We start from the raw sequence: 19,593 nt of genomic DNA, 5'->3' as shown, positions 1-19,593 counted from the left end.
CCGCGTTCGGACCCGTGTCGTAGCGTGGAGCAATGTCGGGGCGGCGTCGCGAGGAGATGATCGCGAGCCGGAGCGGCGCCCGCGCGCCCCGGGCCACGGTCGCCTCCTGCCGTTGGTCGGCCCGCCAGGGACGCTGACGGCTGATGCGTGGGACCGTCGCGGTCGTCGAGGACGACGGGGTGTTGTGCGCGACGATCGTCCGCGTGCTGCGCCTCGAGGGGTTCGACGTGGCCTGGTCCGCCGCGACAGGCAGCGAGGCCCTGCGGCGGGCGGCCGGTGCGATCGCGCCCGACGTGTTGATCCTCGACGTCGCGCTGCCCGATACCGACGGGCGGGACCTGCTGGGAGCGCTGCGAAGCCGCGGGGTCGCCGCGCCCGCGCTGCTGCTGTCCGCGCGAAGCTCGGTCGCCGACAAGGTGCTCGGATTCGGCGCCGGCGCCGATGACTACCTGACCAAGCCGTTCGCGATCGACGAGCTGCTCGTGCGCCTGGACGTGCTGGTGCGCCGGGCACCCGGCGCCGTCGCGAGCGGATTCGTCCTCGATCCGGTCCGGCACGTCGTCGCCGGACCGGTTGACTCGCGGCCACTGTCGCCCACCGAGTACCGACTGCTCGCGGCGCTGGTCAGCCGGCGCGGCGAGGTGGTGCGGAGAGCGTCGTTGATCTCCAGCGCGTGGCCGCCGGGCTCGGTCGTGCAGGAGAACACCCTGGACAGCTATGTCGCGCGGCTGCGGCGAGCGCTGCGCGACGTCGGTGGCCGACCGTCGATCGCGACCGTCCGGGGCGTCGGCTACCGGCTCGACTGATGCGGCGGCGGCTGGTGCGGCTCGCGATCGTGGTCATCGCGGTCTCGGTCATACTGCTCACTGCGGCCTTCTGGCTGCTCCTGCGCGGCTGGCTCCGCCACGACGCCGACGCCCTGCTGGCCTCGCGCGCCCGGTCGGCGGCGGCGATCGTCGCCGTCGACTCCGGCCACCTGGTTGTCGAGGAGACGCCGGGCGACGAGGCGATCGAGCCGGAGATGTGGCTTTTCGACCTGAGCTCGTCGCCGGTGGTACGCCCGCCCGTGCACCGTTCCCTGGACGCTGCGGCGGCGGCACTCGCGTCCTCGGCACCGGCCACGCGGATGGTCGGCCAGGTCGAGCTGCGGTCGTTGCCCGTCCTGGACGGGCCTCGGCCCGTCGGCACGGTCGTGGTGGCACTCAGCCTGGCGCCCTACATCCACAGCGAGCGGCTCGCCGTCGGCGCGGCGATCGTGCTCGACGTCGTGATCCTCGCCGGGACGGCGCTCCTGATGCGCCGGCTGGTCGGCTCGGCGCTGCACCCCGTGGCCGAAATGACGGTCCGCGCCCGCGACTGGGGCGCGCACGACCCGGACCAGCGGTTCGGCCTGGGGCCGCCGCACGATGAGATCACGGGTCTCGCCGCGACGCTGGACGGTCTGCTCACCAGGCTGGCGGCGAGCCTGCGCCACGAGACGCTGGTGACCTCGCAGATCGCCCACGAGCTGAAGGCACCGCTGGCCCGGATGCGGGCCGGCGCCGAGGCGAGCGCCCGGTACGACACCGGGCCCGACGCGCTGCGGGCGGCCCTCGCGGGCGTCGTCGGCGAGGTCGACGAGCTCACCAGGATCGTCGAAACCCTCCTGAAGGCGCCCGGCACCACCGCGACGACCGGACGCGCGGACCTTGCCGAGGTGGCCGGGCGGCTCGTGCGGGACGCCGCCCTGCGTCCCGGTGCCCGGATGACCGTCCACGGCACCGCCCGGCCGGCGTTGTGCGACCCGGACCTGGCCGAGCGGATCCTCGCGCCGATCGTCGACAACGCGCTGCGGCACGCCGCGTCGACCGTCGCCGTCCAGATCGACGACGTCGGACCCGCGACGGGCCGCCCGAGCGTCGTGCGGGTGACCATCACCGACGACGGCCTGGGGTTCACCTCCGACGAGGTCGGCGCGGTCTTCGAGCCCGGGTACCGGGGCATCGCCGTGAGCGGAGACGGCGCCGGCCTCGGACTGCCGCTCGCGCGCCGGCTGGCCCGGCTCGTCGGCGGAGACGTCCGGGTCTTCCCCGCGCCGCGGAGCCGAGTGGTGGTCACGCTGCCCGCGTTGCCGGAGATCTGATGGTCGCAACCGGCAACCGGCAACCGGCAACCGGCAACCCGCAACCCGCGGCCGTCGACGTCCCGGCCTGGCCTGGCCGCCTGCTAACGGTCGACGACGGCGGCCTGCTCCACGCCTGGCTGGCCGGGCACCATCGGGTGGGAACCGGGCTGGACGAGCTCCGTGCGGTCCTTACGGGTGACGGTCAGGTAGACCACGGTCGCGACGATGGCAACGAGGAACAGCAGACTGGTGGCCAGGGTGCCGAGCCCCGCGCCACCCTCGTCGGTGGCGCCGCTGAGGTAGTCACCCGTCGAGCCGCCCAGCGGGCGGGTGAGCACGTAGGCGATCCAGAAGGACAGAATCGGGCCCAGACCGAGCCACCGGTGCGCGACATGGACGACCGCGATCGCGACGGCGAAGATGACGACCGCGCTGAACAGGCTGAGCCCCAGGCGGTCGGTCAGCAGGTCGCCGGCGGCGGTGCCGAGCGCGAAGGTGAACAGCACCGCGAGCCAGTAGAAGACCTCGCGTCGTCTGGTGACGATGCTGTGGATCGAAAGGGTGCGTTCGACGCGGTACCAGAGGACGAACGTGAGGGCGAGCAGCGCCGAGAAGGCGACCGTGCTGACGATGAGGCTCACGTTGAGGCCGTCGGTCAGATTATCGGTGATCAGCGTCCCAACGACGCTGATGAGAACGACCGTGGTCCAGTACACGCCCGGGATGTACCGCCGAACTCGGAACTGCGCCGCCAGCGCGACGACGAGCAGCACGGACATCAGGGCCGTCGTGGTGCCGAGGCCGAGCCCCACGGTGCTGTTGAGATAGTCGGCGGCGCTTTCACCCACCGTCGTGCACAGGACTTTGATTATCCAGAAGTAGACGGTGATCTCAGGGACTTTGTTCAACGTCGGCCGACTTCCGGCCCGTGCCGTCACGGCTGCGGTAGGCATGCTCACGGCGCCAAGAGTGCTGCTGCCAACCTGACGAAAACCTGACTGGCCGTGCGCGTTTTCCGCACCTGGCCGGCCGCACAGGAGAAAAGTACCAGGCCTACACCGTCCTCACATGTCGGCAGCGTCAGACTCGGCCCCGACAGCGTGCTTCGCCCGTAACGAGTGGGTGATATCGGTCAGGGAACGGGAACAGGTGCGGGATCCCGGACAGATCCGCGCGAGGATCTGCCGCCGCCTTGTCGCGGGGCTGTCCGGACTCCTGCTGACGGCACTCCTGATCGCCGTCGTCCACCGGGGCGGCACGCCGTTCGCGCTCGACGCAGCCTGGCAGGGGTCTACCAGGTCCGGGGCCTCGACCTGTCGAACATGACTCTGGTCGAGGGCGAGCACGGAGTTGTCGTGATCGACCCGCTGGTGTCCACGGAGGTCGCCGCGGCGCCATGGCCCGCGGGTCTCCGTGCTGGCGTTCAGCCCGGACGGCACCAGCCTCGCTTCGGGTAGCGACGACCAGACGTGCTGGTGTGGGACATGCAGCTGCCGAGAATCACGGCCAGGCTGCTTGCGTACAGCGATCAGATTCTGAGTCCTGCCTTTCGGGCTGACGGTCGACGGCTTGCTTCCGCCGGCGAGGATCACACAGTTGTCCTCTGGAACCTCGACGAGAAGCGGCCGCTCAACGCGGGACTGCGGTACTCCCTCGATCCTGGCGCTGGAGAGGTGTCCACCGCGGTGTCGTTCCGTCCCGATGGCAGCCGCCTGTCCGCGGCGATGTCCGGATTCCTGGTGGTGTGGAACACCGACGAGAACGCCTGGCCACGCAGAGCGTGTTCGCTGGCATCACGCGAGCTGACCGAATCCGAGCGCCGGGCGTACCGCATCACCGACGAGTCCCCGGTGTGCCGAAACGGAGTGTGAGGCCGACAGCGGAGCGCCATCGATCGTGGCAGGTACCGGTTCAGTCGCCAGGTTCGCTCGGGTCGAAGGGTGCGGCCGGCTCTGGCGGACTGATCGGGTGTGCCAGGGCCCAGGTGGCCCATTCGCTCAGGGCGGCGTTGAGGCGGGTGCCCGCTTCGGCGGCGATCCGCAGTGCCTCCATCTGGGGGCTGTGACCGAACTCGCCGCGGTCCTTCGCCCCGGCGAGCTGCCGGTAGCTGGCTGCGACGGACTCGTAGTACGCGGCCTCGCGGCGGAGATGGTCGCTGAGCTGGTCTGGTGTCATCAGCCAGAAGAATGCCGACCGCAGGAGGGCCTCCAGCCGCATCGTGTGATCGACCTCGACCGTGGTGAGCCACCGCCGGACCTCCGCGAGCCCGCGGTCGGTGATCCGGTAGGCCTTCCGGCGCCGCGGGCCTTCCGACTCGACCTCGATGAACGCCTCCTGTTCGAGGCGGCGCAGCTCACCGTAGATCTGTGGATGGCCCGCCGGCCACACCGCACCGAGCACGTCGTCGAAGCGGCGACTCAGGTCCCAGCCGCTGGCCGGGTGCTCGGCCAGCAGCCCCAGCAGCGCGTGCCGAAGCGACATCGAGCACCGCCTTTCTCCAGGTCCACCGGCCGAGGTCAAGCATGACATGTGTGCATTGACATGTCGGGTCGCAGCCTCCTAATGTCGATATGGACATGTTGCTAAGAACATGTCTACTTCGACGTGAGGATGGACTTCGGATGGTCGAGCAGACGCGCGGCAGCGTCCTTGTCACCGGCGCCGGCGGTGGGATCGGCGTGGTGACCGCGCGGGCGCTGGTCGCCCGCGGGTACCACGTCTACGCCGGGGTCCGCCGGCCTGGCGGCCCGGATGGCCCGGCGGGCCGCCTGGGCGCGGCGGGCATCGAGGAGATCGAGCTCGACGTGACCGATCCGGGCAGCGTGCGCGAGGCCGCGGACGAGATCGCGGCTCGCCAGCGCGGCGCGGGCCTCACGGCGCTCGTCAACAACGCGGGCGTCCTGGTCCAGGGGCCACTCGAACTCGTGCCGGCGAGTGAGATGCACCGCCAGTTCGCGGTGAACGTCCTCGGAGCCGCCGAGATGGTCCGGGCGTTCCTGCCGTTGCTGCGCCACGGTGACGGCCGGATCGTCAACATCAGCGCGCCGACCGGCCGCCTCGCCGTGCCGTTCGCCGGCCCGATCTCGGCGAGCAAGGCCGCCCTGGAATCCCTCTCGGACGCGCTGCGCGTCGAGCTGGAACCGTGGCGCATCCCCGTCATCGTCGTCGTGCCCGGGGCGGTCGACACCCAGATCTTCGTCAAGTCCGCTGCGGCGTCCCAGGCAGCGATGGACGCGGCCGATCCCCGCCAGGTCGCGCTGTACTCCCAGCAGCTCGCCGCTGTCGCCAAAGCCCTGGACGGGAACAAGCCCTCCCCGCCCGAGAAGGTCGCCGCGACGATCGTCCGCGCTATCGAAGCCCGCAGGCCGAAGACCAGGTACCTCGCGACGACGGACGCCCGGGTCTTCGGCATCGTGGCGCGCCTGCCCGCCGGCCTGCGCGTCCGTCTCCTGCGCAGCCAGCTCGGCCTGCGCGACATCCAGCCGGTGCCCGCTCCCGCACCCTGACGGGAAGGAGTCCTACCAGGGTGAGCCATCCACGCGGCAGCGCAGGCCGTGGTCAGCCGTAGCTGGGATCGAGCGGGGTCTCGGGGCGCACGGCCACGGCGTCGAGGGCGGGATCGGCGAGGACCGCCCTGATCGCGGCGTGGCTGGCACCGAGGTAGGTCAGGTAGCCGTCGATATCGGTGGCCACCAGCCAGGACTGATCGCGAGGCCACCACAGGCTCGCGCATCGCCACGGCACCGGCGTCGGCAGTATCGAGGCGGCGCTGACCGGGCCGGCGAGCAGGCGATATGCCCGGTGGGGTGTGCGCACGCGGGTCGGCCGGTTTTCCCGGGCCCGCGTCGCCGGAAGGCCGAATCCCTCCCAGAGACAGAAGTAGACCTGCTCAGGGCTGGTCGTGAAGCGGGACAGAACCCTCGCGAGGGCCGCCGTCTCATGCGCGTCCAGGCCTCCGTCGGAGGGCCGCCCCCACCGGTCGGAGCCGGCGATGAGATCCAGGTACCGGGTCTCGGCCGTCAGCGCGACACCCTGGTGTTCGGCGATCTCGGGCCACCGGTATCGCCGTCCACCCACGCCGCCGGACCGACGTCGGACAGCAGCACCATCCCAGGCGCCCACGCGACCGGCTCCCCGACGCCCACCTGTTGCGCATCCCTGCTGAGGCCGGACGGGCATTCTGGCGGTGGGCCTACGCCACGGAGCGAGGGACGACGCGGACGTCGAGGTCGGCGTCGAGAGCCTCGGCGAGCCGTTCCAGCACCGGCAGGGTCGTCATGGTGCCACCGGCTTCGAACCGTGCCACCGACGACTGCGTCATGCTCGCCGCCCGGGCGAGTTCGGTCTGGCTCCACGCACGCCGTTGGCGAAGCTCCCGCACCGACCGGCCAAGCTCGAACGCCAGCCGGGCGGCCTGATACGCCTCCCATGCGCCCGGCTCGCTGATCCGCCGCTCGCGCAGCTCCGCCCAGTTCGCCCGTTCAGTCATCGCCCTCGCCTCCTTCACCTACCGTGTGCGACTCAGTCAGACAGCGTGCCAGCGCGCGTCTCGCTCGGAACACCTCGCCAGCCTCCCTCATCCGGGTCTTGGCGAACATCGTCAGCAGCACCACCCGCCGGCCCGGCGCGATCCAGTAGGTCACTCGGACCGCCTGGCCACCCAGGTGGAACCGCAGTTCCCGCAGCTTGCCGTCGAGCTGTCGGGTGTACGGCTCCCCCAGCAGCGGGCCCTGCTCGGCGAGAGGTGGGGATTTGAACCGATATCGGAGTGCGTGCACCTGTAGAAGTGACACCGGGCGCGCCCGCCCGCGCAGGTGGGGCGGGCTGCCCGGTTTGTCGGATCAGCGGAACGCGTCCAGGTTGTTCCCCGCCCACGTCTCGAACGGCCGGCCGGGGCGGCCGAGCACGGTGGCGAGGTCCGGGCCGACCGCCCTTTCCTCGGCGGTCGGGCTGCCGAGGATGCTCAGGGTGGCGTCGGCGACGTGGGCGGGCATCCAGCCCACCATCTGCTCCCGGGCCTGCTCGGGGGAGAGCTCGACGAAGGTCACCGGAGCGCCGAGGGCCGCGCCGAGGGCTGCCGCCCGGTCGCGCGGCGAGGTCGCGGGCCCCGCCAGGACGTAGATCCGGCCGGTGTGGCGTGGGTCCAGCAGGGCCGCGGCCGCGACGTCGGCCAGGTCGGCCGCGTTGACCGACGGCAGCGCGATGTCGCCGAACGGCGCGAACACCGTCCGCTGCTGCTGAACCGAGCTCGCCCAGGCGAGCGCGTTGGAGTGAAAGCCGCCCGGCCGCAGGACCGTCCACTCCAGGCCCGACCCGGTCACCGCGCCTTCGAGTGCGCGGAACCCGTCGTAGGCGGACATGCCTGGACGGGTACCGGCGGCGACCGAGGACAGGAGCACCACCCGGCGCACGCCGGCGGCCTTGGCGGCGCCGAGTATCGCCGCCGGGTCGAGGTCGTCGCCGGAGCCATGGACGAGCAGGAACAGCGCGTCGGCCCCCTCGAGGGCGGGGGCGAGGCTGTCGGGTTCGGCGAGGTCGGCGCGCAGGGCGGTGAGTCCCGCGCCGACGGGCAGGGGCGCCGAGGTGCCGCGGGACACGGCGCTCACCGTCTCGCCGGCGGTGAGCAGGTTCTGGACGAGGGGACGGCCGATGTTGCCGGTCGCGCCGGTTACGACGATCACGTGAGGACCTCCGGGTAGGGGTTTCGGACTGGACCCGGGGCACGTTACATTCACGTGGGTAGTAGGTACCCCATGGAAAGTAATGGGAGCAGTAGCTCTATAGGGAGCAGGAGTCGCCATGACCGCCATCGCCGAGACCTCGACCGGCGTCCGTCCCTGCCCCATCGGGTCGGTCGTCGACCTGGTGTTCAGCCGCTGGACCACTCCGATTCTCTGGACGCTGCACGAACACGGCACCCAGCGCTTCGTCGAACTCGAGCGAACGCTGGGCATCACCCCGAAGGTGCTGACGCAGCGGCTGCGGCAGATGGAGCGCGACGGGCTCGTGACCCGCACCTACCACCCGGAGGTGCCGCCCCGGGTGGAGTACGGGATCAGCGAGCTCGGCGAGAGCCTCGCCCCCGTCTTCGCCGCTCTCACCCAGTGGTCCGACCAGCACCTTCCCGCCGTGCACCAGGCCCGCGCCGTGTACTCCGGCCCGCTGCCGCGCTGAGTACGACACCGCACGGACCCGCGTGGTCAGGATCGAGCTCGGGTAGCTGCCCCCGCGGCGTCCAGGATCCGGGCCAGGACGTCGACGACCTCGTCCGTGCTCAGATCAGCTATGCCCCATCGTTGGTCACGGCGTCGGGCTGGGCTGGGGGACCTCGTCGGCCGTTCCGATCAGCGCCGCGTCGCCCCACACGTTGTACCCGGCGCCCGCGCCGGGCTCCTTCGACCTATAGTTGAACACGTTCAACTCTGCGGCACGCCTCGGCCGTCGCGGCCGTCGAACCAGAGGAGTCCGATGTGAGCAGCGACAGCGATGAGGTGGCCCAGGCGCGGGACGGGGCAGTCGGTCGTCCGGACGGGGGCGGCCGGGGGGCAGTGACGCGGGCGCTGATTCTGGAGACGGCGATGGCGTCGTTCCGGGACCGGGGCTACGACCGGACGACGATGCGGGACATCGCGCGGACAGCCGGTGTGTCGGTCGGCAACGCGTATCACTACTTCGGCTCGAAGGAAGAGCTGGTGCAGGAGTTCTACGCCGCGATCCAGGCCGGGCACCGACAGCGCGCGGCCGAGGTACTGACCAGTCGCGACTTCACCGACCGGTTCCGGGGCGTGCTTCATGCGGGCGTCGACGAGATGGCGCCATACCACGCGTTCGCCGGCTCGTTCATCAAGGTGGCGATCCTGCCCTCGTCGCCGTCGAGCCCGTTCAGCGCGGAGTCCACCGCGGCGCGGGCCGCAGCCGTCGGCCTGTTCCGCGACGTCGTCGAGGGCTCGGACAAACGACCCGGTCCGCTGGCCAGGAATCTTCCGGAGCTGCTGTGGCTCGCCTATCTCGGCATCACGCTGTTCTGGGTCCATGACACCTCGCCGAACCAGGCACGCACCCGGCGTCTGATCGACTCCACGGCGCGGCTGGTCAGCCGGCTGGTGTCGCTGAGCCGCCTGCCGGGCTCGCGCCTGGTGACCGACGACATCGGCTCTCTGCTGGCCGACCTTCGGCTCCCCGAAGTCAAGGCCGCGGGGCGGATCGGGACGTCGGCGAGGTGAAAATCGTCGTTCCCGGTGGCACCGGGCAGCTGGGCGTCCTGCTCGCGGACGCGGTGGGCGGGGCCGGACACGAGGTGGTCGTCCTCAGTCGGCGTGCGGACGCGCGGGTGCCGGGAGCCCGGATCGTGCGGTGGGACGGGCGGAGCGCCGGCAGCTGGGCGGCGGAGATCGACGGTGCCGACGCCGTCCTCAACCTGGCCGGTCGAAGCGTGAACTGTCGGTACACCGAGGCCAACCTGCGCGACATGATGAACTCGCGGGTGCGCTCCGCCACCGTGGTGGGCGACGCGATCGCGCGGGCCTCCCGCCCGCCGCGGGTCTGGCTCCAGATGAGCACGGCCACCATCTACGCCCACAGCCACGACCAGGCCAACGACGAGGCGACGGGCACCACCGGCGGCTCGGAGGCCGACGTGCCCGCGTACTGGGCGTTCAGCGTGAACATCGCCCGGAACTGGGAGAACGCGCAGGCCGAGGCGCCAACCCCGAACACCCGGAAGGTCGCGCTGCGCACGAGCATCGTGATGGCGCCCGGCCGCGGCGGCGCCTTCGACATGATGCTTCGCCTGGCCCGCTTCGGTCTCGGCGGCCCGGTGGCCGGCGGCCGGCAGTACATGTCGTGGATTCACGGCGACGACCTGGTTCGTGCCGTCGAGTTCCTGCTGACCCGGGATGACCTGACCGGACCGGTCAATCTGGCCGCTCCGAATCCGCTGCCGTACCGAAACTTCATGGCCGATCTGCGCCGGGCGGCGGGAGTCCCGATGGGCCTGCCCGCCACCGCCTGGATGGCCGAGATCGGCGCGTTCGTCCTGCGCTCCGATACCGAGCTGCTCCTCAAGAGCCGCCGAGTGGTTCCAGGACGGCTCCTCGACGCGGGCTTCGCGTTCGCCTTTCCGGACTGGCCCGAGGCCGCGCGCGACCTCGTTCAGCGCTCCCGACGGCGCTGACTCGCGCCTGCCGAGGGCAGCGCTAGCGTGCCTGGACCCGTTCGAACCGGGTCCAGCCACGCCAACCGCGCTCCTCGAGCCGGTCCATGAGGCGACGGGCGATCGGCACCGAGTCGAGGAAGACGGCGTCGAGGAGTTCCACGAGCTCGTCGGCCATCCGCTGGTCGTGGTTCTCCCAGCCTTCGGGCTCACCGGCCTCCAGAGCGGCGACGAGCCGGTCGCCCACGGCCGCCACCCGTGGGTCGTCCGCCTCCCAATTGATCATCTCGGCGAGATCGCGATAGAGGTCGACTGTCGCCGGGTCGTCGAGCTGCTCCTGCTTCAGCTTCATGTACAGCGGCATGTGCTCCGGGAGCTGGGCGGCCACCAGGATCCAGGCGTCCCGCTCGCCCCCGATCATGAGCTCCGGCAGACCGAGCTCGCGCAGCCTGTCGAGGTAGGCCACCGCCTCCGGCGGGAGGGCCAGGCTGTCCCCGGCGGCCAGCTGCGCGATCCGCTCACGGTGCCGCTGTCGCTGCCGGATCTCCGCGCGCAGCCGCCGGTCGATGTCGGCGACGGCGGCGCTGAACTCCGTCTCGTCGGCGGCCAGGAGCTCGCGGACGCGGGCGAGTGGCACGCCGGCGTCGGCGAGCGTCCGGATCCTGACGAGCTCGACGACGGCGTGGGCGTCGTAACGGCGGTAGCCGGAGTGGTCGCGCTTCGGCTCTGGCAGGAGACCCTTGGCGTGGTAGTGCCGCACCGCGCGCACGGTGACGCCGGCATACGACGCCAACTGGCTGATCGTGAGCACCGGACCAGTCTCCTATCTCGCGGGGACGCGCAGGAACAGCCGACGCGACCAGAGGAAGCCGACCAACGAGATCAGGACACACCAGCCGATCGCGAACCACAGGTCGGAGTTCGTCGGCGCACCCGTGACGAGCGCACGGAGACTGTTGATCATCGGGGTGAACGGCTGGTACCGCGCGAACTCGCGCAAGCCGACCGGCATCGCGTCCGTCGGCACGAACCCGCTGCTGACGAACGGCAGGATCATCAGGAACAGCGGGGTGTTGCTGGCCGTCTCCACGCTGTCCGCCGCCAGACCCATGCCGACGGTCAGCCAGGTGAGCGAGAACGCGATGAGGATCAGCAGCCCGATCGCGGCGAGCCAGCCGAGCGGCCCGGCATCGGAACGGAACCCGAGTCCGAACGCGAACGCCGCCACGATCACCACGGCACCGCCGGTCCGCAGGACAGCGCCCAGTACGTGGCCGGTGAGCACGGACACGCGGGCGATGTCCATGGTCCGGAACCGGGCGATGATCCCGGTGGTCATGTCGCTCGCGGTCGAGATCGCGGTGCCGAGCGCGATGCTCGCGACGGTCATGACCAGGATGCCTGGCGTGATGAACACGAGGTAGTCGCTGCGGTCCCCGCTGTCGTGCCGGCCTGGTAGTCCGGCGCCCAGGGTCCCGCCGAACACGTACACGAACAGCAGCAGGAAGACGATCGGCTGGGCAATCAGCATGATCGACAATGAGGGGTAGCGGCGGATGTGCAGGAGGTTGCGGCGCAGCATCGTCGCCGAGTCACGGACGGTGTAGGTGGCGCTGCTCATGCTTGGATCTCCAGGGAGGTCGGCGCTGCGGCCGCGCGGCCGGTGAGCGCGAGGAACACGTCGTCGAGGTCGGCGGAGGCGACCGTCAGACCGGCGACGCCGTCGTCGTCGAGGCCGTCAAGGACGCGGCGCAGCCCGGCGATGCCACTGTCACCCGGCACCCGCAGGGTGAGCGCCTCGGCGTCGGCGCTGGCCCCCGGGTGTACCGCCGCTGCCGCGGCCAGCGCCGCGGCGTCGGTGAACCGGACCAACACCTGCCCGCCGGGTACCCGCCGCTTCAGCTCGGCGGCCGTGCCCTCGGCGACCAGGCGGCCGCCGTCGAGGACCCCGATCCGGTCGGCCAGCTGGTCGGCCTCCTCGAGGTACTGCGTCGTCAGCAGCACCGTCACGCCATCCGCGACCAGTTCGCGCACGATCGCCCACAGGTCGCGACGGCTACGTGGGTCGAGACCCGCCGTCGGCTCGTCGAGAAAGATCACGCGGGGTCGGGCGATGAGTGTCATGGCCAGATCCAGACGCCGTTTCATGCCCCCCGAGTAGGTCCGCGCCCGCCGGTCGGCCGCGTCGACGAGGTCGAAGCGCTCCAGCAGGACGGTCACGGCGGTGGCGGCGGTCGACCGGTCGAGGTGCGCCAGGTCGGCCATCAGCCGCAGGTTCTCGCGGCCGGTGAGCAGTTCGTCGATCGCCGAGAACTGCCCGGTCACGCCGATCGCGGCGCGCACCCCGGCCGGCTCGCGCCGCACGTCGAAGCCGGCCACGCGGATCACGCCGTCGTCCGGGGTCAGCAGGGTGGAAAGGATGTTGACGAAGGTCGTCTTGCCGGCGCCGTTCGGCCCGAGCAGCGCGTAGACGGTGCCTTCCGGCACGGTCAGGTCGACGCCGTCCAGCACGGCGTGCTCGCCGTAGGACTTGGTGAGCCCGGCAACCTCGATCGCGGGGTCGGTAGTGGTCATGCCCCCATGCTGGAACCCTGACCCAGGGTCAAGGTCAAGCTCGGGATGTGGCGGGTATGGGTAGTTCCGGCGGCGGCGCCGGCTCGCCTGCCCGAGGGCGGGTGACCGGCTGCCGCGTCAGGTCAGCGCGCGGGCATCCGCGACGTCGTACTCAGCCACGGACGCCGCGGAGATCGCCGCGCTCTGCTCGTCGCTCGGGCCGCTGCCCCGGAATGCCTCGACGGCCTCCTGGCTCTCCCACCGTTCGAAGATGTTGATCCGTCCCGGGTCCACCAGGTCGGCGCTGATCGCGAAGTCGAGGCAGCCCGGCGCGCGGCGCGCCTGTTCCACGACGTTGACGCAGCCGACGAGATAGCTCTCCCGCTGGGCAGGGTCGACGACGAGCTGACCCGCGACGATCACCATCTGAACCCCTTTCGTCTCCAGCAACCGCCCGACCAGTGCTCCGAACGTTCGGACTCATCGCGACCCTGGCCTGAGGCACAGCACGGGCGCGGAGGAGGCCAGCCTCCACAGTGGTTGATGGACGGGGCCTCCCGCTGGGTGTTTCCGCCTGGCGAGGTCGAGGAGCAGCATACGGCGGTGCGCGACTCGTGACCCGTGGCCCGGAACGTTCCGTAGTAGTTCGCGAACGGATACTCGTGGGCGTGGGCGTGTTTGCATCGAGCGGCGCCACGGATGCCGCTCAGAGGGGTGGTTTGGAGTCGCTCCGCCATCGCTGCCGCCGGCCGCGAAGGCTACATAGAACGGGTGCTTGAGGGGCCGCCTCCAAGAATGGTCGGTGAGGAGACCGTCGTGCCGATCCGTGTCGCCGTCGCGGCCATCGCTGCGGAGCCCGTCGCCGGGATGAAAGCTCCCGCCGTCGCCGCGGACGCGGCTCCCAGGACCTGTCTGCGAGAAAGTCCCATACATCACCTTCCGGACGAAAATGAGAGCAAGCCAGTCCGTCCTGCCCACCGCGGCGACAGCACCCGGACATCGTCGGGCCCGTCGACGCCCGCATACGCCGGGCGTCGACGCTTCCGCACGGAGTCAGCGTGCCGCTCTCGGGTGGGAATGGCATCAGGGCTGACCCTGAACAGCCGGATGGCGACCTCCGCGGCGGCTCGCGGTCAGCCTCGCCCGTGGTCAGTGATTCGCCGGCAGTCGGAGCCGCCCGCCCGCGCTGGTCCGACATACTCTGACCGGCCGCGACGGGCCGGCCCACTCGCCGGTCAGGTCGTCGTCAAACCGGGTTCCCGACATGAACGTCGAGGAACGCACAGATCCGTTGACAGCCCGCTCGGAGCGATGCGAATGTCCGAGGAATGAGCGTCGAAGGAATCGCGGTCGGGACCGGCTGGCATCGTGGACGCCGTGGTATCCCACGCCAGGTCTCACCTGTGTGGCTCGCGGTCGGACTGGGCGTGCCGCTCGCGGTGGCCGCGCTGACGTTCAAGGTCGACCAGCACTATCACCCGCTCGCCGACACGGCGGCGAACTGCATCGGCGGGCTCCTCTTTCTCGTCGCCGGCGTGGTGGCGCATACGCGTCGTCCGGAAAACCCCGTCGCGCTTCTCGTCGTCCTGGCCGGTATCGGCCTTTTTTTCGAGGATCTCCAGTTATCTACCACTCCGTGGGTCCACACCACCGGCCTGCTGTTCGCCCGGGCGTCGAGTGGATTTCTGGCTCATCTGGTGTTGGCGTTCCCGTACGGCCGGCTGGCCTCGCAGACGGAGGGATGGCTGGTCGGGGCGGCCTACGGTGGCGTGTTCGTGCTCGCTCCGATCAGAGCGCTGTTCACCAACAACGAGAGGCTCGCGATTCCACGGCGCAACCTGCTGCTGCTGGCGGACAGTGAGCGGCTCAGCGGGCTGCTCGACCGCGCCGTCGGCATACTCTCCGCGGTCGTGGCCGCGGGCGTGCTGGTGGTGCTGGTCCGCAGATGGATGAGCGCCGGCCGGCCACTGCGTCGGGTACTCGCTCCGGTCTTCCTCGCCGGCCTGCTGGGAGGCGCGGCCACGTCCGTCGGCGGGTTGCTCGGTCCGGGCCAGCCGTGGCGGTCGACGTTGCTCTGGGTGTACTGGCTGGCGTTCTGCATGTTGCCGTTGGGGTTCCTCGCCGGGGTGCTGCGCGTGCGGCTGGGGCGCTCCGCTGTGGGAAGCCTGCTCGTTCGGCTGCGGGAGCCGGTGTCCGCGGCCGGGCTGCGGGCGGAGCTGGCACGGGCGTTGGGTGACCCGGCGCTGCAGGTCGGTTACTGGCATTCCGAGGCGGAGACGTTCGTGGACGGCGAGGGCCGGCCGTTGGAGCTTCCGGCGGTGACCTCCGATCGCTGTGTCCGACTCGTCGAGCGCGGTGGCCACCGGGTTGCCGCGTTGCTGCACGACCCGGCGCTGCGGGAGGACGCCCACCTGCTGGACGCGGTGACGGCGGCCGCGGGGCTGGCGCTGGAGAACCAGCGGTTGGCCGCCGAGGTGCACGCGCGACTGGCCGAGGTGCGGGCGTCACGTGGGCGGATCGTCGCCGCGGCCGACGCCGCGCGCCGCCAGCTGGAGCGCGACCTGCACGACGGTGCGCAGCAAAGCCTGGTGGCCGTCGCGGTGGGCTTGCGGCGGGCACGGCAGCGTCTGGACAGCACGGGCGACGCCCGATCCGCGGACTTGCTCGCCGACTGCGCGACCGGCCTGGACGCGGCCATAGGCGAGCTGCGAGAGCTCGCCCGTGGCATTCACCCGGCCATTCTCACTGATGCAGGACTGGTGCCCGCGATACGCGGCCTCGCCGAACGCTCTCCACTGGATGTTCACCTCTGCACGTCGGATTTGCCGTCTCCTGACCCCGCGGGTCTGGTTACGATGAAAAAGATCACTCGGCCTGAGGTCCGGCCAGGCCCGGCCGTGGAAGTGACGGCCTACTTCGTGGTGGCGGAGGCGCTTGCCAACGCGGTGAAGCACGCGCGGGCGACCCATGTGTGGATCACTGTCGGCTGTCACGACTCGGTACTACGTGTCCAGGTGACCGATGACGGCGTCGGGGGAGCCGACGACAAAGCTGGCACCGGCCTGCTCGGACTTCGCGACCGTGTGTCGGCGCTGGACGGGGCGTTGACCGTTCGCAGCGAGCCTGGCGCTGGCACGTCCCTGACGGCGATCATCCCTCTTCAACAGGCCACGACACCACGGGAGGGGCCCGTTGAGCGAGAGGCGGGATACGCGACGTGACGATGCACCTCACGGCGGCACGACGGCGTCGGACAACCCGACGATGGTCAGTCCACGGGCAGGCGAGCGGAAGGAGTACAGCCCAATGACTGTGCAAGCCCCGGCGGAGGCGCCGATCCGGGTCGTACTGGCCGACGACGCGGAGCTGATCCGGACGGCAGTGGCCGGCCTGTTACGGGACAACGGTTTCGACGTGGCGGCGCAGGTCGGCGATCCGACCAGCCTCCGGGCCACCGTCGCCGCCATCCGGCCGACCATCGCCATCGTGGACGTCCGGATGCCACCGACCTGCACGACAGAAGGGCTTCGGGCGGCGGCCGAGATCCGCGAGACCTTCCCTGACGTCGCCGTGCTGGTGCTGTCCCAGCACGTTGAGTCCGACTACCTCGACGCGGTGTTCGGCGGCGATGCCCGAGCCGTGGGATACCTCCTCAAGGAGCGCATCAGTAGCGCTGGCTTCGTGCACGCCGTGCGCCGCGTTGCCCGGGGTGGCTACGTGGTCGACCCCGCGATCGTCGAGCTGATGATGCGGTCTCGACGGGGTGAGCTTGACAGGCTGAGCAAGCGTGAACGCGAGGTGCTGGCGCTGATGGCGGAAGGCCGTTCCAATCTCGGCATTCGCCGACAACTCGTTCTCGCGGAGAAGACCGTGGACTCTCATGTGCGCAGCATCTTCAACCGGCTCGACCTGCAGCATGATGCAGACGACCACCGTCGGGTGCTGGCGGTGCTCTCCTACCTGCGGTTTCGCGGCTGAAACAGAAGGTGTCGGCACCCGGATCGGCATCCACGCTCGGCAGGTGGCATTCAGGGCCAGCCCTGATGTTACGTCTCGATCCGAAGCGGATTCTGGTCTCGAGGCGGAGGTCCGCGACGTACCGACCAAGGTCGCCGCGCCTTTCCCGCGAAACAGTCGAGGTCGGCAGGAGGATTTCCATGGGACTGTGGGGTCGAGGAAGCCGTTCGGGTGGCGGCTCAGGCGGTAGCGGATCGGGTAGTGGAGCAGGTAGTAGCGGATCGGGAAGCCAGGACTCGGGCGGTCACGGCTCGGGCAGCAGCGGCTCAAGCGGTGGCGGAGGCTCAAGCGGCAGCGGCGGCTGAGGGGTTCGACGCTCCGGGGACCCACGCGATCATCATCCCGTTTCGTCGGTGCAGTCGGTCGCGTTGTCGCCGGACGGTCTGACATTGGCGACCGCGAGCGAGGACCGTACGGTCCGGCTTTGGCACGTCGCTATCTCGCGAGTCCGTTTCCTGCCGGCGGGCCGTTGACCGGCCGCTCCGAGGCCGCTGTCGCCGTGGCGTTCGCCCCTGACGGCCAGAACGTGGCAACAGCCAGCCTCGATGGGACGGGTCCGCCTCTGGGCGGTGCGTTGACTCGAGCGCTCCGTCGAGGGCTGTCCTCCGCGAGACCGTCGCCGGCGCTGACCGCCGGGTCGCGACCCGGCTGACCCGTGCGGCCGCGCCGCAGGCCGGACCCGCAGGCAGCCGCCGCGTTACTCGGTCCGGCGATGGACGTGGTGGATCAGGCGGGCGATCCCGCGGTAGGGGTCCCGCGCGCCGGCCGCCCATTCGGCGTCGACGACGGTGTCGACGTCCGGTCCTGGTGGGAGGTCGCCGAGATGGTCGGTGAAGGTCCTGATGCCGTACCAGGCGAGCGGGCGCGTTCCGGCGGCGGTGAGGATCGCGGCGACGTTCGCCGGATCGTCGCCGGGCGGTAGCGGCACCGTCGGCTGCCGGCCCGGCCCGGCGGCTGCCGTGAACCCCGGCTCGTCGAGCAGCGCCGCGGTGTCCTGCCAGCGGCTCTGCAGTCCCGCGCGCAACGCGAGAGCCGGGCCGTTCTTGCCGACCACGGAGACGATCCCGCCGGGGCGGGTGAGCTCGACGAGGACGTTCAGCAGGGGCGCGGGCTCCGGGACGAACATGATCACGCCATGGCAGAAGGTGGCGTCCCAGCCCGTTCCCACCAGCCGAACGGCGTCCCGTCCGTCCCCTTGGACCAGTTCGACGCGGCGGCGAACCGACTCGGGGGCGCCGGCCAGCACGCGGCGCGCCTCGGCCAGCATCCGCGAGTCGGGTTCGCAGACGGTCACGTCATATCCCCGCCGGGCGAACTCCATCGCCTGCACGCCGTTCCCGCCGCCGATGTCGATCAGCCGCGCCGGTGCGGGCGGCAGATGCTCGATCAGCGCGCGGGTGACCAGCCGCTGCCGGACGACTCCCCGCAGCGTCGCCGTGTGCGCCACATAGTCGGCTGCGTCCGTGTAGTCCGCCGTGTCCGGACCGTCGACGACGGCGAGCACCCGGGCCTCACTGGCGGCCGGGCCTTCGTGGCGCGCCGGCGGTCGGCGGCCGGCGGCCGGCGTCGACGTGTGGTGCACCTGTGGCCCGTCGAACGGTGGCTCCCGGAGCGTGCGGCCCCCGGACGGAACGGTACGGTCGATGACGGGCGCGGGGTGATCGCTGGTCGGGGACGGCTGCATCAGGCAGTGCTCCTTTTCCTCAGTACTGAGGACCTGTCCCGTTCGGCGGTGCCGCGAACCTCCTTCGCGCGGTCCTGCGCATGGTTCCGGTCACCCTGGGCAGCGCGAACGGGCCGTGGAACGCCAGCTCGGGCCGGCCGCCGCGTCCGCGTTTCCTCAGCCCCAGATCGCCCGCGACAGCGCCACGCCGAGGGTGGCGGCTCCGATCGCGGCGAACACGCTGCCCACCACGTTGAGCAGGGCGAGGGTCCGGGAGCCGGTCTCGGCCAGGCGCAGCGTCTCGTAGGAGAACGTCGAGCAGGTGCTGAGCGCCCCGCACCACCCCGTCCCGATCAGCAGCGCCACCCGCGGCGAGGCGGCCCCGGCGGTCACCGCGCCGGTGACCAGGCCGAGGACCAGGGTCGCGGCGACGTTGACCGTGAAGGTGCCCCACGGGAAGACCGAGTCGTGGCGTGCCTGGACGGCGCGGTCGGTCAGATACCGCAGCGGCGCGCCGACCACCGCCCCGGCGATCACCAGCAGCCAGTTCACCGGCCCGCTCCGCGCGCAGGCCGTCCGGTCGCACGAGTCATCGCCGCCCCCGCGCGAGCCGCCGCGTCGCCGTGGCGGCCGCCCACACCGCGCCGAGCGCGCCGAGCATCGTGCCCGCCAGGTAGGCCAACGCCAGGCCCGCCCGGCCGGCGTCCAGCAGCCGCTCCGCGTCCACCGCATACGTCGAGAAGGTGGTGAACCCGCCGAGGATCCCGGTGCCCAGGAACGGGCGGACCAGCGGATGCGCGGTCCGCATCTCGGCGATCAGCACCATCAGCACGCCGATCGCCGCGCAGCCGCAGACGTTCACCGCCCACGTCGTCCACGGGAACGCGCCGGCCGGTGGCGGCCACGCCAGCCCCAGCCCGTACCGGGCGCAGGCGCCGATCGCGCCGCCGGCGGCGATCATCCCGAGCAGCGGGCCCGGCGCCCGGCGAAGCTCACTTCGCTGCGCCGGAACATGCAGATCAACATCGGGATCGGTGGGCTCGACGGCCTTCCCGACGTCAGCCATGGACACTCCCCACCTGCGCGGCGCCCCGGCCAGTGTGG

The 19,593-nt window shown here is 71.2% G+C and carries 23 protein-coding genes and 1 pseudogene; 11 read left to right on the top strand and 13 right to left on the bottom strand.

Features of this window, described 5'->3' with window-relative positions; genetic code table 11:
* Positions 1–143 precede the first annotated feature (143 nt).
* Positions 144–806 carry a response regulator transcription factor gene (locus MXD60_RS06375; RefSeq protein ID WP_248818038.1) on the top strand — a complete coding sequence of 221 codons (663 nt, stop codon included), beginning with the start codon at positions 144–146 and terminating at the stop codon, positions 804–806.
* The gene (locus MXD60_RS06370) at positions 806–2,122 is read left to right on the top strand and encodes a sensor histidine kinase (protein ID WP_248818037.1); all 1,317 of its coding nucleotides are present in this window, start codon (positions 806–808) and stop codon (positions 2,120–2,122) included. The genes MXD60_RS06375 and MXD60_RS06370 overlap by 1 nt, the downstream gene beginning before the upstream one ends.
* A gap of 83 nt (positions 2,123–2,205) precedes the next feature.
* Here the strand turns inward: MXD60_RS06370 and MXD60_RS06365 are convergent, their stop codons facing one another.
* On the bottom strand, positions 2,206–3,012 hold the full coding sequence (locus MXD60_RS06365; RefSeq protein ID WP_248818036.1) for a COG4705 family protein: 807 nt from the start codon (positions 3,010–3,012) through the stop codon (positions 2,206–2,208).
* A gap of 505 nt (positions 3,013–3,517) precedes the next feature.
* Here MXD60_RS06365 and MXD60_RS29735 point away from each other — a divergent pair.
* Together MXD60_RS29735 and MXD60_RS06360 are read left to right on the top strand one after the other, a co-directional pair.
* Positions 3,518–3,643, top strand: coding sequence for a hypothetical protein (locus MXD60_RS29735; protein ID WP_368861186.1), 126 nt, complete (start codon positions 3,518–3,520; stop codon positions 3,641–3,643).
* Entirely contained in the window at positions 3,589–3,975 is a 387-nt protein-coding gene (locus tag MXD60_RS06360) for a WD40 repeat domain-containing protein (protein ID WP_248818035.1), read from the top strand. The genes MXD60_RS29735 and MXD60_RS06360 overlap by 55 nt, the downstream gene beginning before the upstream one ends.
* Before the next feature lie 40 nt (positions 3,976–4,015).
* Here MXD60_RS06360 and MXD60_RS06355 read toward each other — a convergent pair whose 3' ends face one another.
* Complete coding sequence (locus MXD60_RS06355; RefSeq protein WP_248818034.1) at positions 4,016–4,585, bottom strand: PadR family transcriptional regulator; 570 nt, start codon at positions 4,583–4,585, stop codon at positions 4,016–4,018.
* 140 nt (positions 4,586–4,725) lie between these two features.
* Here MXD60_RS06355 and MXD60_RS06350 point away from each other — a divergent pair, with 140 nt between their 5' ends.
* A complete protein-coding gene (locus tag MXD60_RS06350) occupies positions 4,726–5,610 on the top strand; it encodes an SDR family oxidoreductase (protein WP_248818033.1) in 885 nt (294 codons plus the stop codon).
* A 52-nt stretch (positions 5,611–5,662) separates the two neighbouring features.
* Here MXD60_RS06350 and MXD60_RS06345 read toward each other — a convergent pair whose 3' ends face one another.
* The 4 genes from MXD60_RS06345 to MXD60_RS06330 all read right to left on the bottom strand — a co-directional run bounded on the left by MXD60_RS06345 (position 5,663) and on the right by MXD60_RS06330 (position 7,785).
* A complete protein-coding gene (locus MXD60_RS06345; RefSeq protein ID WP_248818032.1) occupies positions 5,663–6,181 on the bottom strand; it encodes a hypothetical protein in 519 nt (172 codons plus the stop codon).
* A gap of 115 nt (positions 6,182–6,296) precedes the next feature.
* On the bottom strand, positions 6,297–6,593 hold the full coding sequence (gene relB, locus MXD60_RS06340) for a type II toxin-antitoxin system RelB family anti-toxin (RefSeq protein WP_248818031.1): 297 nt from the start codon (positions 6,591–6,593) through the stop codon (positions 6,297–6,299).
* Positions 6,586–6,897: a type II toxin-antitoxin system RelE/ParE family toxin gene (locus MXD60_RS06335; protein WP_248818030.1), complete on the bottom strand. Its 312-nt coding sequence runs from the start codon at positions 6,895–6,897 to the stop codon at positions 6,586–6,588. Before MXD60_RS06335 ends, relB begins: the two co-directional genes overlap by 8 nt.
* Positions 6,898–6,945: 48 nt before the next feature.
* Entirely contained in the window at positions 6,946–7,785 is an 840-nt protein-coding gene (locus tag MXD60_RS06330) for an SDR family oxidoreductase (RefSeq protein WP_248818029.1), read from the bottom strand.
* A 118-nt stretch (positions 7,786–7,903) separates the two neighbouring features.
* Here MXD60_RS06330 and MXD60_RS06325 point away from each other — a divergent pair, with 118 nt between their 5' ends.
* From MXD60_RS06325 to MXD60_RS06315, 3 genes are all read left to right on the top strand, one after another.
* The gene (locus tag MXD60_RS06325; RefSeq protein ID WP_248818028.1) at positions 7,904–8,278 is read left to right on the top strand and encodes a winged helix-turn-helix transcriptional regulator; all 375 of its coding nucleotides are present in this window, start codon (positions 7,904–7,906) and stop codon (positions 8,276–8,278) included.
* A gap of 296 nt (positions 8,279–8,574) precedes the next feature.
* Positions 8,575–9,327, top strand: a complete 753-nt coding sequence (locus MXD60_RS06320) for a TetR/AcrR family transcriptional regulator (protein WP_248818027.1) — start codon at positions 8,575–8,577, stop codon at positions 9,325–9,327.
* On the top strand, positions 9,324–10,277 hold the full coding sequence (locus MXD60_RS06315) for a TIGR01777 family oxidoreductase (protein WP_248818026.1): 954 nt from the start codon (positions 9,324–9,326) through the stop codon (positions 10,275–10,277). The genes MXD60_RS06320 and MXD60_RS06315 overlap by 4 nt, the downstream gene beginning before the upstream one ends.
* A 22-nt stretch (positions 10,278–10,299) precedes the next feature.
* Here the strand turns inward: MXD60_RS06315 and MXD60_RS06310 are convergent, their stop codons facing one another.
* The 4 genes from MXD60_RS06310 to MXD60_RS06295 all read right to left on the bottom strand — a co-directional run bounded on the left by MXD60_RS06310 (position 10,300) and on the right by MXD60_RS06295 (position 13,235).
* Positions 10,300–11,067 (bottom strand): MerR family transcriptional regulator, encoded by a 768-nt coding sequence (locus MXD60_RS06310; protein ID WP_248818025.1) that lies wholly within the window; start codon positions 11,065–11,067, stop codon positions 10,300–10,302.
* 12 nt (positions 11,068–11,079) lie between these two features.
* Positions 11,080–11,877: an ABC transporter permease gene (locus MXD60_RS06305; protein ID WP_248818024.1), complete on the bottom strand. Its 798-nt coding sequence runs from the start codon at positions 11,875–11,877 to the stop codon at positions 11,080–11,082.
* The gene (locus tag MXD60_RS06300) at positions 11,874–12,830 is read right to left on the bottom strand and encodes an ABC transporter ATP-binding protein (RefSeq protein ID WP_248818023.1); all 957 of its coding nucleotides are present in this window, start codon (positions 12,828–12,830) and stop codon (positions 11,874–11,876) included. The genes MXD60_RS06305 and MXD60_RS06300 overlap by 4 nt, the downstream gene beginning before the upstream one ends.
* Before the next feature lie 117 nt (positions 12,831–12,947).
* Positions 12,948–13,235, bottom strand: coding sequence for a putative quinol monooxygenase (locus MXD60_RS06295; protein ID WP_248818022.1), 288 nt, complete (start codon positions 13,233–13,235; stop codon positions 12,948–12,950).
* Positions 13,236–14,212: 977 nt separating this feature from the next.
* On the opposite strand from MXD60_RS06295, the gene MXD60_RS06290 reads away from it, so the two are divergent.
* The 3 genes and pseudogenes from MXD60_RS06290 to MXD60_RS06280 form a co-directional block, all read left to right on the top strand.
* Positions 14,213–16,030 (top strand): ATP-binding protein, encoded by a 1,818-nt coding sequence (locus tag MXD60_RS06290; protein ID WP_248818021.1) that lies wholly within the window; start codon positions 14,213–14,215, stop codon positions 16,028–16,030.
* Between the two features lie 85 nt (positions 16,031–16,115).
* The gene (locus MXD60_RS06285) at positions 16,116–16,787 is read left to right on the top strand and encodes a response regulator transcription factor (protein WP_248818020.1); all 672 of its coding nucleotides are present in this window, start codon (positions 16,116–16,118) and stop codon (positions 16,785–16,787) included.
* Between the two features lie 389 nt (positions 16,788–17,176).
* A pseudogene (locus MXD60_RS06280) lies at positions 17,177–17,299 on the top strand (hypothetical protein); the annotation flags it as partial.
* Positions 17,300–17,523: 224 nt separating this feature from the next.
* On the opposite strand, the gene MXD60_RS06275 reads toward MXD60_RS06280, so the two are convergent.
* The 3 genes from MXD60_RS06275 to crcB form a co-directional block, all read right to left on the bottom strand.
* Positions 17,524–18,510: a methyltransferase domain-containing protein gene (locus MXD60_RS06275; protein ID WP_248818018.1), complete on the bottom strand. Its 987-nt coding sequence runs from the start codon at positions 18,508–18,510 to the stop codon at positions 17,524–17,526.
* A 156-nt stretch (positions 18,511–18,666) separates the two neighbouring features.
* Positions 18,667–19,041 (bottom strand): fluoride efflux transporter FluC, encoded by a 375-nt coding sequence (locus MXD60_RS06270; RefSeq protein WP_248818017.1) that lies wholly within the window; start codon positions 19,039–19,041, stop codon positions 18,667–18,669.
* 37 nt (positions 19,042–19,078) lie between these two features.
* Positions 19,079–19,555, bottom strand: coding sequence for a fluoride efflux transporter CrcB (crcB, locus tag MXD60_RS06265; RefSeq protein ID WP_248818016.1), 477 nt, complete (start codon positions 19,553–19,555; stop codon positions 19,079–19,081).
* Between the last annotated feature and the right edge of the window lie 38 nt (positions 19,556–19,593).

Origin of the sequence: Frankia sp. AgB32, assembly GCF_023243045.1 — a bacterium.
Classification (GTDB): Bacteria; Actinomycetota; Actinomycetes; order Frankiales; family Frankiaceae; genus Frankia.
The sequence above is the reverse complement of the archived record's forward strand: the minus strand, read 5'-3'. Positions and strand labels throughout refer to the sequence as shown.

Bases quoted from the DNA above. Each gene is read 5' to 3' on its own strand.
- MXD60_RS06375 (WP_248818038.1), top strand. From the start codon at position 144: ATGCGTGGGACCGTCGCGGTCGTCGAGGACGACGGGGTGTTGTGCGCG.
- MXD60_RS06370 (WP_248818037.1), top strand. From the start codon at position 806: ATGCGGCGGCGGCTGGTGCGGCTCGCGATCGTGGTCATCGCGGTCTCG.
- MXD60_RS06360 (WP_248818035.1), top strand. From the start codon at position 3,589: ATGCAGCTGCCGAGAATCACGGCCAGGCTGCTTGCGTACAGCGATCAG.
- MXD60_RS06355 (WP_248818034.1), bottom strand. From the start codon at position 4,585: ATGTCGCTTCGGCACGCGCTGCTGGGGCTGCTGGCCGAGCACCCGGCC.
- MXD60_RS06350 (WP_248818033.1), top strand. From the start codon at position 4,726: ATGGTCGAGCAGACGCGCGGCAGCGTCCTTGTCACCGGCGCCGGCGGT.
- relB (WP_248818031.1), bottom strand. From the start codon at position 6,593: ATGACTGAACGGGCGAACTGGGCGGAGCTGCGCGAGCGGCGGATCAGC.
- MXD60_RS06325 (WP_248818028.1), top strand. From the start codon at position 7,904: ATGACCGCCATCGCCGAGACCTCGACCGGCGTCCGTCCCTGCCCCATC.
- MXD60_RS06305 (WP_248818024.1), bottom strand. From the start codon at position 11,877: ATGAGCAGCGCCACCTACACCGTCCGTGACTCGGCGACGATGCTGCGC.
- MXD60_RS06300 (WP_248818023.1), bottom strand. From the start codon at position 12,830: ATGACCACTACCGACCCCGCGATCGAGGTTGCCGGGCTCACCAAGTCC.
- MXD60_RS06295 (WP_248818022.1), bottom strand. From the start codon at position 13,235: ATGGTGATCGTCGCGGGTCAGCTCGTCGTCGACCCTGCCCAGCGGGAG.
- MXD60_RS06285 (WP_248818020.1), top strand. From the start codon at position 16,116: ATGACTGTGCAAGCCCCGGCGGAGGCGCCGATCCGGGTCGTACTGGCC.
- MXD60_RS06275 (WP_248818018.1), bottom strand. From the start codon at position 18,510: ATGCAGCCGTCCCCGACCAGCGATCACCCCGCGCCCGTCATCGACCGT.
- crcB (WP_248818016.1), bottom strand. From the start codon at position 19,555: ATGGCTGACGTCGGGAAGGCCGTCGAGCCCACCGATCCCGATGTTGAT.